Genomic DNA, 12,284 nt, shown 5'->3' with positions numbered 1-12,284 from the left:
AATATATTTTGTATTTATTGCGGTTAATGAAAATATTTTAAATCGTTAAGCTTCTCATAGTGAAAATAAACGTTGAGGAGGCCAAATGGCTGATTTGTTTGAGTCAATTAATTTAGCAGGTAAAACACTTAACAATCGTATAGTGATGCCACCTATGACCCGCTCACGGGCGAGTCAACCTGGGGATATCCCTAACAATTTGATGGCAACCTATTACGCACAGCGTGCAACGGCTGGTTTAATTATTAGTGAAGGGACACAAATATCGCAACTCGGTAAGGGGTATGCTTGGACACCGGGGATCTATTCAGACGCCCAAGTTGCTGGCTGGAAACAAGTCACAAAACAAGTGCATGATGCAGGCGGCGTTATGTTTGCGCAGCTTTGGCATGTTGGACGAGTATCGCACCAAAGCAATACAGGTGGGCTTCAGCCAATTTCAGCTTCAGCAATTCAAGCTCGGGGTGTAAAGGTCTTCATCGATGAAAATGATTCACCTAATTTTATTCAAGCACAAACACCAAGAGCAATGACCCTAGCAGACATCAATAATGTAATTAACGAATATCGACACGCAGCACGCAACGCGATGCAGGCAGGGTTCGACGGAATTGAACTACATGCAGCGAACGGTTATTTGATCAATCAATTTTTAGACTCTTGCTCAAATCAAAGAACAGATGGCTATGGTGGCTCAATTGATAACCGCATTCGCTTTTTGCGTGAGGTCGTGACGGCTGTGAGTGACGAGATAGGCAGTGACAAAGTGGGCGTTAGGCTTGCGCCGCTTACTACCTTAAATGGTACAGTTGATGAAAACCCTGAGCAGACATACCTCGCAGCAATTCAACAACTAAATGCGCTCAACGTGTGCTACGTACACATCGCGGAAGCGGATTGGGAAGATGCGCCAGATATGCCTCGGCGCTTTAAGCATGCAATTAGGGAGGCATTTAATGGCGTGTTAATCTATGCTGGAAAATATACGAAAGCGCGCGCCCAACAAGCTCTTGATGAAGGTTGGGCTGATATGATTGGGTTTGGCCGTCCATTTGTCGCTAACCCTGATCTCCCCCACAGGCTAGCACATAATTTGCGCTTGAATAAGCATCAGCCTGAGACATTATTTGGTGGTAGTGAACAAGGCTATACGGATTACCAAACCCACGACTCAAATTCAATTAACACAAAGTAGACTAAAAGTTGGCTTTCAATCTGCGTAAACCTTGATTAGTGCTTACGCAGTGCCAACATTTGCTGTTTAAGGTGAGAAAAATTTATCTAACTGTCGTGCTCGCCTTTCCTAAATTATTACTAACGATTATATCTACCTATACATATAGATTGGCGTTTAGCCTGTAAATAGGGAATAATGTCGCCAAATTAAAGACACATAAAATAATCTACTTCTATCAGAAAATGAAAAATATAATTCTATTTGCCATAGCACTACTCTGCACCATCTCTGTTAAAGCCCAGTTACCCGTAGAGAGTTATGCACAACTACCTAATATGAGTAAAGTTTCACTTTCACCCAGTGGTAAGGCTGTCGCCTATTTACAAAATTACGAAGGCGATCTGGTTCTAACGACTTATGACCTTAAGACGCAGAAAAAAAGATATATCCTAAAAACGGACAACAAAACCATTACGTTAAGTTGGTATGACTGGGCAACAGACGAATTGTTAATTTTCGGCGCTGATTACACTGAGGTACAAAGAGGTGTTAAGTATACCTCATCGCGTTTATTTAAATATAACTTAGCTGATGAATCAGCGAAGTTAGAGCAAATCAATCAGCCTTATCGTGACCAAGTTTTAGCACAGTTTCAGGATAGCGTGATCAGTTTACTACCAGATCAACCCAACAAGGTCCTGGTACAAGCAGATTTTGATATCGTAAATAAGCCAAGTGTTTATCTTTTGGATATCAAAAGAGATCGACGTCAACTGGTTGTTCGGGGCAGAAGTAAAATTTCCAGTTGGATAGCCGATCAACAAGGTAATGTAAGAATAGGTTACGGGTTTGAGGGGATCAAAGCTTATTACATGCTCTATGATAACGAGACGAAGGACCTAATTGATTTCTACACCTTTCAGGCTCGTGGCCCAGAAGCTATCCATATTCTTGGATTTGATAAAGATCCAAATATTATTTACCTAACCGCACTTCATAATGGTAAAGATGCGCTCTTTAAAGCAGATATTACTAAGCGCCCGCTTTTACCTCAGCTCGTTTTCTCCGATCCAGATTATGACTTTGATGGCCGCATCATTTATTCACATGACGGCAGAGCCATAGGCTTTAGCCATTCCAACCTCGATAACTCGAGAGTTTATTGGGACGAAGACCGCAAACTCCTGCAACGTTCACTTAAAGCCGCATTACCAAGTTATGACACTGTTGTAATAAGTATGAGTGCGGATAATAAAAAATACATTGCGTATGGCGATTCTGACCAAGACTCTGGCACATACCTGATTGGTGATAGAGAAACCAGCTCTTTAGCGGGGTTAGGACGTTTATATCCAGATATTACAGGTGACAATTATTTAGGCAAACAAAGGGTATCATTTAAGGCGCGTGACGGCCTTGAAATTGAGGGGTATTTAACCCTACCTAAAGCATTCGATTCGGCTGCGCCGACAATAATCCTTCCACACGGTGGGCCATACTCTCGTGACTACGCTGGATTTGATTACTGGTCCGAGCTATTGGCGAGCCGTGGCTTTGTGGTTTTTCAACCTAACTTTAGAGGCTCTTTTGGCTATGGCTTTGACTTCTTTAATGAAGCAAATCAAGGTTGGGGAGGAAAGATGCAAGATGATTTACAAGATGCAGCAAATTGGTTGGTTGCAGAAAAGTATGCACTCAAAAATAAAATCTGTATAGGTGGCGCAAGTTACGGTGGCTATGCGGCACTAATGGCTGTGGTAAAACATCCTGAGACGTTTCAATGTGCAGCAAGCTTTGCTGGCGTTACAGACTTAGAATCAATAGTCAGTCGCGCGCGCTTTTTCACAAATAAAGCGCTTGTCCGTGATCAATTTGGACAAGATACTGATAAACTTAAAGCACAATCCCCTGTTAACTATGCGAAACAAATTAACCGCCCTGTGTTACTTATTCATGGTGATGACGATAAAGTCGTGCCTGTGAATCATAGTCGTGACATGGCAGATGAACTTGAAGATCATGACAAAAAGTTCAAATATATAGAGCTTGAGGATGGCAACCATTATCTGAGTTATCAAGCACACAGAGTGAAGACACTCACTGAGTTTTTAGCTTTTTTCGAAAAGCATCTAAAATAACAAAGCGCCGCAAGTAGCGGCGTTTTTTATTGAGAGCGCGACTTCTTCTGTCATAGAGTTGATGTATGATAGGCTGCTAACATAAAGGAGAATTATTGTGCAGCTCGTTAAATTATTCGTCATGGCAGTGATGCCTATGCTCAGTGTATTCCAAGCCTCGGCAGCGTCCTTTTTAGTCTTTGGTGATATGCCCTACACGGAGATAGATAGGGCCATGCTGATGCCTAATGGTGCACTGCATGAAAAGGTAAACGATACACAGCATGATTTTATGGTGCATGTAGGTGATATGAAATCTGGTGCTGAGCCCTGTACTGATCAGCTTCTTAAAGATAATTATGCCCTGATCTCAAGTGTGAGTAATCAACCTTTTATATTCACTCCCGGAGACAATGATTGGACGGACTGCGACCGTGAGACCCTAAACCCTAGGTTTGATGAACTAGAAAGATTAGACTTCGTTCGTCAACACTTTGCAGTACAAATGCCTAACCTGCCAAAGTTCAGTCGCCAGCAAACAATACCGGAAAATCAATCTTGGATAGTGGGTGCTGTACAGTTTTTAACCTTACATGTACCAGGCACCAACAGTGGTCGCAGACAAATATTATTATCTGATAAAACAGCGGTGCACGCTGAGTCCTATCGTCGTGATGTCGAGAATATGAAGTGGTTAAATAGCTTGCTAACACCAAGCCATAAAGCCGCGGTGATATTTCTACAAGCCGACTTGTATCAAAAAGAGAAGCACTCAGGACGATGTCATAAAAACTCAAAAGCTAAATGTGATGGTTATCAATTATATCGAGAGACACTTGCAGAATATGCAGCCCGACTGAGTTATCCGTTGTTGTTGATACATGGAGATACGGGAGAGTTTTGCTTTTCTGAACAGTCAAAGAATCTATGGCGTCTAAATGCTCCTGGAGACTTTCAATATTTAGATATTGCAAAAGTTAAAGTTAAAGGGGATAAAAAGAAACCGTTCAAGGTAACAGCGCTGCTCTCGCAAGATAAAATAGCTAAATGTAAGGGGCTGTAAAGCCCCTTTACGCACCTTTTACTAAGCAGTAAATTAGTGTCTCGCGAATTGCTTTTAGTACCTAAAGTAAAAGCTCGCGCTGTTTATTGTGGCTTTCAAACTGCTCTTGCTTAACTGTATTGACAAAATGCCACTCACTTTCCACCTTCTCTTTTGTGAAATTAAGCGTTAAATAACCACGCTGATGAATATTCGCATACTCAAGGTCATCGACTAGTAATTGCAATACCTCAGCAAATTGTAGCGCCTGCTCATCGCCTAATTGCAAGTAATGCTCAAGCCCCGGAGAGCTGACAGAAGCTGTCGCGTATTCTTGGCCACAGACGGTTCCGCTTGCATCGCAGAGCTTACCAGACCACGCGTTGTGCGTATCTCCAGCAACGACAACTAAGTTTTTATTGGCCGCTTTTGCAGTTTGTAAAATCACTTCACGTTCAATCGGATAGCCATCCCATGCATCCAAGTTATAAGGAGCAGTAGACGTGACTCGCGCCTTTTCTTGTTCTGACAACGTTGAATCACCAGCAAGCAGTCTGCTCTTAATTTGAGCAAGCTCTGTTAATTGCGTCGACATTTGTGCAGAAGGATTTGCAAGAGACATAAGCAGCTCGGCTGGGATCACCATTTTGGTCATCAATACTTGTTGCCCTAAGACTTGCCACTTCGCTGCCGATGCCTTCATGTTATCGGTTAGCCAAGTCAATTGATTTATACCCAACAGCTGTTGGGAAGGCGCGGTGAGATCCGCCTGAAATCCGGCAAAATCCACTTGTCCTGTTGTAGGGTCAATATAATCTTGATAGTCAAGTGCTTTAGCTCGGCTCTCGTGACGAGTATCTAGCATATAAAGTGACAACAAATCGCCAAATTCAAATTTACGATAGAGGCTCTCGAGTTGATCCTTAACCATCGGACGTACTGGCATCCATTCATAGTAGGCTTGCAGTGCGGCAAGCCTCCGGGCTGTGTACTCCCCTTCCCCTTCGTTATGGTTCTCAGCACCATCCATGTATGAGTCATTACATACCTCATGGTCGTCCCATACCGCAATAAATGGCGTACTGGCGTGGAGAGCTTGCAGGCCAAAATCGGTACGATATTTAGCATAGCGACGACGATAATCATTTAATGAAATAATCTCGTTCGCATTATCTGCATCCAGCCCTCGGCCCATAGCGTCGGCATTTTCAGTGGCATACCCACCCATCCCATATTCGTATATGTAGTCACCTAAATGTAATACCGCGTCTAAATCACTGCGTTTTGCAGCCTCTGCGTAGACATGAAAGTAACCTGCCGGATAATTTGCACAAGACATCACGGCAAGTTTTACCTGAGTGACATCGTTAACGGGTAAGGTCTTGCATTTACCTATGGGAGAATGCGTTTCCTTAGTGACAAAGCGATAAAAGTAGCGGCTATTTGCAGTCAGGCCATTAAGATCTACTTTAACGGTGTAATCGTTTTTTGCTAATGCGGCCAGCTGGTGGCTTTGTAGTAAGACACCAAAGTCTTCTGATTCTGATACTTGTAGAGTGACATCCACACTATTGGGTGTACCTTCAGGAGTGACACGCGTCCACAATATAACGCTATCAGCTAAAGGATCGCCACTTGCGACACCATGATTAAATACGACAGCAAAATCGTTGCTTGCAACGGCTTTACTATCACTACTGCCGCAACCTACTAACGAGACGCTAATTGTTGCCGCGCCAACGCCCATTAATGCACTTTTAATAAAATCTCGACGGGTAAAACTTGCCATTATCATTGTTCCTTAACTTCAAAATGCGCCATAGTAGGCGCACTTATCTACTGCTCGAAGGAACTAGCTTAGTTAAGCATTATTACATTTTAACGATTGGCCTTAATTAGTGCGGATTTGGAATAACTTGATTCCTGCCATTGACTTTGGCTTCTTGTAACATTGTATCTGCGCGACGCACAATGCTTTCAACACCAGTCTCGCCCGCGCCAAATTCAGCGACCCCAAAAGAGCTGGTAATATCGACCTCCTCTGCTACGGCAATCTGAAATGATGTCTGCTCAATCAGGTTGCGTGCTCGCTCGGCAACAAGGGTCGCGCCCTCTAACCCAGTATTGGGCAGCACCAACGCGAATTCCTCTCCACCTAATCGGGCTATTAAATCCGTGTCTCTTAACATTTCAGAGAGTAATGAGCTCACATGAACTAATACCATATCTCCCGCTTCATGACCGAATCGCTCGTTAATTGCACGGAAGTTATCAAGATCTGTCAGTATCACACTAAACGGTGTTCTGTAACGTTCATATAACCTAATTTGACTATCAATTTTATCGCTTAGCTGCCTACGACTGGCGACGCCGGTTAATGGATCAGTTTTGGTAATAAAATCAAGTTCTTTACGTAAATGTTCGAGTTCGCTACACATCGCCTTTGTTGTAGTGATATTGTCTCCGTAGATAGCAAAGGCATCATCTTGCAACGGAAAACATCGTAATTTAAAAAACTCACCGTTTAAGGTATCAATTTCAATTTCTGGATAGTCTAATTCACAGCCATTGCTTAAGCCTAAAAACCACTCGGTGAGTTCATCCCCATCGAGCCTGTCATCAAACGTATCGTCTGTTTGTGGGTCGAAGATATTACTCAGTGTGCGCCCAGTTAAATGAGACGAAGGTTGTCCGATTAGCTTTGCCATTGCTTTATTACAAAATTCAAGTACCGATTTGTTGCTGACAATAGCAACTGCATCGTCACTTTTATTCAGCAACACACTCAAAAGGGATTGTAAATGGTTGACGTTAGACATAATTCAATTCCATTAGACTTTTTGTTATTTTAAATCAATCGAGAGGATTTATCTTAGATCTCACGCAAATCACATAAAAAAATCATTTGATTTTTTATTCAAGTCAATTGATTCCAATTAAGCACCAATCATATTCCATTTTACTTATATTTAATGCAACAAATGAAACGTATAGTTACCTCCATACACAAAGGAGGAACTATGTTAAAACCAACGCAACTCGCAACGATTATTTCTGCTTTGCTACTGCTAAGTGCATGTGGCGAAGCTGAGCAGGCAAGCATTCAAACTCCGCCTATTCAACCAATTGATGTAGCTGCAACACCACAAATTAGCATTGCTGATTGGCATACCTATACAACACGTCTTTCTTCTCCAAACGAAGTCGCACTTCGCGCTCGAGTCACGGGAGTGATCAGCTCGGTAAACTTCAAAGAAGGAGATACGGTGCGCCAAGGCGATGTTCTATTTGAGCTGGACGACAGAACTTTCCTAGCTGAGGTTGCCAGCCTTGCCGCACAGGTGAAACGTGCCGAAGCGGCGCTTTCGCAAGCAAAAAGTGAGTCTGCGCGAGCGCTTCGATTAAGCAAGCAAAAAGCGATTTCGACCGAAGAGGTCGATGCTCGTGTTTCGCTTACCGCGCAGCGTGAAGCCGAACTAGATGCGCTTAGGGCTTCATTTAAAGCAGCCCAACTAAACTTAGAGTTTAGTAAGATCACAGCACCAATCAGCGGCAAAATTTCCTTTGCCGAGGTCACTCAAGGTAACACCATTAGAGCAAACGACACGTTACTTACTACGATAGTTGCAACCGATAAGATGTATGCGTACTTCGATATCGATGAACGCACTTGGAATAGTCAGTTTGCATCAGTGACTGAAGGTGAGTCGCTTCCTGTGAAATTACAGCTACTGGGCCGTGAGTCACAGCCAGTTATGGGTGAGCTAGACTTTATTGACAACGCCATTGATGACCATTCCGGAACCCTAAAAGTACGCGCTTCTTTTGATAATCGCAGTGGACAGCTACGACCCGGCTCGTTTGCACGAGTGAGTCTTTCATCCGGTGAGCAAAACGATCGAGTATTAATTCCAGACCGCGCAGTTGGTACAGATCTTAAAAATCGTTTTGTTCTAGTTGTAAATGAGTCTAATACACTTGAATATCGTCTAATCACACTCGGTAATCGCTATGGCAAATTTCGCGCTGTTGAATCGGGTTTAGCCGCAGGAGAGCGTATCGCGGTGAATGGTCCAGCGCGTGTAGGCCCAGGCATGCCAATAAGCCCAAATTCCGTGACGCTTACTTTGCCAGATAACATTGCCACAGAAGTGGTTGCGATGACGCCAAGCGATTCTTCACAAGGATTAAACTAATAATGAAATTTTCCCATTTTTTCATTAAGCGCCCTATTTTTGCGGCGATGATGTCACTCGTGATATTAATCGCTGGGGCCATTTCCCTTTTTCAGCTTCCCGTGAGTGAGTATCCAGAGGTGGTCCCGCCGACCGTTGTGGTATCTGCAACCTACCCCGGTGCCAACCCAAAAGTCATTGCTGAAACCGTTGCAACGCCGCTTGAACAAGAGATCAATGGTGTTGAAAACATGCTGTATATGTTTTCTCAAGCAACCAGTGATGGTCGTTTAACACTTACCGTGACTTTTGCACTTGGTACTGACTTAGACCGAGCCCAAGTGCAAGTACAAAACCGAGTAAATAGCGCTATTCCAAGATTACCGCAAGAAGTACAACGCTTAGGGGTTGTGGCTGAAAAGGCGTCACCAGATCTCACTATGGTGGTGCACTTGGTATCGCCAAGTGGCTCGCATGATACCAGCTACCTCTCTAACTATGCCGATATTTATGTCAAAGATCAGATAGCGCGTTTGCCGGGAGTTGGTGATGTAAAACTATTCGGCGGCGGTAAATACGCGTTGCGGATATGGCTAAACCCCGAGCAATTGGCTGAAAGAAACTTAACCGCAAGCGATGTGGTCCGAGCAATCCAACAACAAAACCGCCAAGTAGCAGCTGGCTCTTTGGGTGCTCAACCCACAACCAATGAAAATCAATTCCAAATTCTGTTAAACGTTAAAGGCCGTTTGGCAGATACCAGTGAATTTGACAATATTATTGTTAGCGTATCAGGCGATGGTGCGATCACTAGACTCAAAGACATTGGCCGAGTTGAGCTTGGACAAGATAACTACGCGTTAAGAGCTTTGCTAGATGGTAACGAAGCGGTGGCAATGCCGATTTTCCAGCGTCCTGGTTCTAACGCGATAGAGCTGTCGGATCAGGTGCGTGAAACCATGAAAGAGTTATCGACACGTTTTCCTGAAGGGGTTGAATACGATATCGTTTACGATCCGACAATCTTTGTTCGCGGCTCAATCGATGCGGTAATTTCGACATTATTAGAAGCCATCGTACTTGTGGTATTAGTTGTTATCTTATTCTTGCAAACATGGCGCGCTTCGATTATTCCGCTGGTGGCCGTGCCTGTATCGTTAGTTGGTACTTTTGCTGCAATGCAGTGGCTTGGTGTTTCTATCAATACGTTGTCGTTGTTTGGTTTGGTACTGGCAATCGGTATCGTAGTCGATGATGCCATCGTCGTGGTTGAAAACGTTGAGCGTAATATTGAAAACGGCCTTGCGCCCTTTGAGGCAACTAAACAAGCGATGTCGGAGGTGACAGGCCCTATTATAGCGATTGCATTGGTGCTTTGTGCAGTGTTTATTCCAACTGCATTTATTACCGGGTTGTCAGGCCAGTTTTACAAACAGTTTGCCCTCACGATCACGATTTCGACGCTGATCTCGGCATTTAACTCATTAACATTATCACCAGCGCTTGCTGCACTACTGTTAAAGCCGCACGGTGCTAAACCAGACAAACTCACCGTGGTGTTAGATAAATTGTTTGGTCAGTGGCTATTCAAACCGTTTAATCGCTTTTTTGATAAGGCAGCTCACGGCTATGTTGGACTAGTAAAAAAACTTATTAGGCTGAGCACCATTGTGTTGGTGGTTTATTTAGGGTTAATTTTTGCTACTACTAAGTTGTTTAGCACCATCCCTGGCGGCTTTATTCCGCAGCAGGACAAACAGTATCTTGTTGCGATTGCCCAACTGCCAGACGCTGCAAGCTTGGATAGAACAGAAGCCGTTGTACGTGAGATGGAACAAATTGCATTACAGACTCCAGGCGTTTTACATTCTGTGTCTTTCCCTGGGCTTTCAGTAAATGGTTTTACAAACAGCCCAAATAGCGGGATTGTATTTGTTGCCCTAGACAAATTTGAAAATCGCGCATCGCCTGAGTTGTATGCGTCGTCAATCGCAGCGCAGCTTAATCAAAAGTTTGCCATCATAGATGAAGCGTTTGTTGCGGTGTTCCCACCGCCACCAATTCAAGGCTTAGGCACCACTGGTGGTTTTAAACTGCAAATTGAAGATAGAGCAAACCTCGGATTTGAAAAACTATTCTCGGACTTACAAGCAGTGATAGCAAAAGCGCAGCAGCAGCCGGAGCTAATGGGACTGTACTCAAGCTTTAGGATCCAAGTACCACAAATGGACATTGATATCGACCGTGAGCAAGCTATGGTACAAGGCGTACCGCTTGAGGAGGTGTTTAATGCATTACAGATCTATTTAGGTTCAATGTACGTTAATGACTTTAACTTATTTGGCCGCACTTATCAGGTCACCGCTCAAGCTGACGCTAACTTTCGCTCAGATCCAGCACAAATTCTGTCTTACAAAGTAAGAAATAACTATGGTCAAATGGTGCCACTTGGCGCAGTACTCAAAGTAACGCCGACAACGGGACCTGATCGTGTTATGCACTATAACGGGTATCCGACTGCCGAGTTAAATGGCAGCCCTGCGCCCGGCTATTCTTCGGATCAAGCACAAATGGCAATTGAAGCCGTGCTAAACGAAACGCTTAGCGAAGGAATGGCATTTGAGTGGACTGAAGTCACCTATCAGCAAATCCTCGCGGGTAACGTGATGGTGTATATCTTCCCACTGGTTGTACTCTTGGTGTTTATGGTTTTGGCATCGCAATACGAAAGCCTAAAGCTACCATTTGCAATCATCCTCATTGTACCAATGACCATACTGTCAGCATTAGTTGGGGTGTGGCTAACAGGGGGTGACAATAATATCTTTACCCAGATTGCACTTATCGTTTTGGTTGCTTTGGCGTGTAAAAATGCAATCCTAATGGTGGAGTTTGCAAAAGAAGAGTACGAGCAAGGCAAGACTAATTTGGAGTCAATTATTGAGGCATGTAAACTACGTTTACGTCCTATTTTGATGACGTCAATTGCCTTTACCGCAGGGGTTGTACCTCTGGTACTTGCAACTGGTGCGGGTGCTGAAATGCGCGAAACCATGGGTATTGCGGTATTCTCAGGAATGATAGGGGTTACCTTGTTTGGTCTATTGTTTACACCAATTTTCTTTATGGTGATGACTAAACGAATATACACGCCAAAAATACGCGAAGCACAGAGTCCCCCTAATACTATTCCTGTAAAGGATTAATTAACTTGTAATCATGTTTAAAGGCCCTCGGGGCCTTTTTTATTCCGCTTTTTATTGCCTTGTAACCACACTATTCACCTTAACTTCATCCGTCTGCGCTAGATTATCAGATACCGTCTTTTTCTCGTCGGAGTCTGTTTATGAAATCTCAAATTGCCTTTGCTATTTTAATTACCACTGCTCTCAGTGCATGTGGCGAGGACATATCAAATCGTAAAATTGAGCTGAGTGAAACACTTAGTCGCTACCAATGCGATAATAATTCGGTGATAAAGGTTGACTACAACGATAGTAATGAGGCAATTGTCCATTTTAACGAACAAGTGGTTAAATTGAAGGTTGCTCGTTCAGCCAGCGGGGCAAAATATCAAGGTGATGGGTTTGTGTGGTGGACAAAAAATAACGAAGGTATGTTGCTTAGACAAGAACAAGATAAAAACAACCGCATCATCGCGCGTTGCGAGATGCGGCCTAATGAAGCCTTGACAGTGAAGGCGCAATCAAACTGATTATAAATGCTCGTCCCAGTAGGTAACGTCACTTATATATAAAATTAGAATGTCTTAT

At 43.6% G+C, this 12,284-nt stretch carries 8 protein-coding genes; 6 read left to right on the top strand and 2 right to left on the bottom strand.

Annotated elements, in window-relative coordinates; translation table 11 throughout:
• The first annotated feature begins 85 nt into the window (after nt 1-85).
• The 3 genes from L1D50_RS16215 to L1D50_RS16205 all read left to right on the top strand — a co-directional run bounded on the left by L1D50_RS16215 (nt 86) and on the right by L1D50_RS16205 (nt 4,357).
• Nucleotides 86-1,195, top strand: a complete 1,110-nt coding sequence (locus L1D50_RS16215) for an alkene reductase (RefSeq protein ID WP_138522944.1) — start codon at nt 86-88, stop codon at nt 1,193-1,195.
• Nucleotides 1,196-1,419: 224 nt separating this feature from the next.
• Nucleotides 1,420-3,315, top strand: coding sequence for a S9 family peptidase (locus L1D50_RS16210; RefSeq protein ID WP_239966414.1), 1,896 nt, complete (start codon nt 1,420-1,422; stop codon nt 3,313-3,315).
• 97 nt (nt 3,316-3,412) lie between these two features.
• Nucleotides 3,413-4,357: a hypothetical protein gene (locus L1D50_RS16205; protein WP_138522941.1), complete on the top strand. Its 945-nt coding sequence runs from the start codon at nt 3,413-3,415 to the stop codon at nt 4,355-4,357.
• A gap of 61 nt (nt 4,358-4,418) precedes the next feature.
• On the opposite strand, the gene L1D50_RS16200 is transcribed toward L1D50_RS16205, so the two are convergent.
• Together L1D50_RS16200 and L1D50_RS16195 are read right to left on the bottom strand one after the other, a co-directional pair.
• Entirely contained in the window at nt 4,419-6,125 is a 1,707-nt protein-coding gene (locus L1D50_RS16200; RefSeq protein WP_128726560.1) for an alkaline phosphatase D family protein, read from the bottom strand.
• Between the two features lie 106 nt (nt 6,126-6,231).
• Nucleotides 6,232-7,155, bottom strand: coding sequence for a sensor domain-containing diguanylate cyclase (locus tag L1D50_RS16195; protein ID WP_128726561.1), 924 nt, complete (start codon nt 7,153-7,155; stop codon nt 6,232-6,234).
• 201 nt (nt 7,156-7,356) lie between these two features.
• On the opposite strand from L1D50_RS16195, the gene L1D50_RS16190 reads away from it, so the two are divergent.
• From L1D50_RS16190 to L1D50_RS16180, 3 genes are all read left to right on the top strand, one after another.
• Nucleotides 7,357-8,532: an efflux RND transporter periplasmic adaptor subunit gene (locus L1D50_RS16190; RefSeq protein WP_138522938.1), complete on the top strand. Its 1,176-nt coding sequence runs from the start codon at nt 7,357-7,359 to the stop codon at nt 8,530-8,532.
• 2 nt (nt 8,533-8,534) lie between these two features.
• Nucleotides 8,535-11,717: a multidrug efflux RND transporter permease subunit gene (locus L1D50_RS16185; protein ID WP_239966413.1), complete on the top strand. Its 3,183-nt coding sequence runs from the start codon at nt 8,535-8,537 to the stop codon at nt 11,715-11,717.
• Nucleotides 11,718-11,857: 140 nt separating this feature from the next.
• Nucleotides 11,858-12,226 carry an MliC family protein gene (locus L1D50_RS16180; protein ID WP_138522936.1) on the top strand — a complete coding sequence of 123 codons (369 nt, stop codon included), beginning with the start codon at nt 11,858-11,860 and terminating at the stop codon, nt 12,224-12,226.
• Nucleotides 12,227-12,284 lie beyond the last annotated feature (58 nt).

The sequence above is a fragment of the Pseudoalteromonas sp. Isolate6 genome (genome assembly GCF_022398435.1).
In the GTDB taxonomy this organism is placed as follows: domain Bacteria; phylum Pseudomonadota; class Gammaproteobacteria; order Enterobacterales; family Alteromonadaceae; genus Pseudoalteromonas; species Pseudoalteromonas galatheae.
This window is presented reverse-complemented; position numbering and strand designations above follow the sequence as displayed.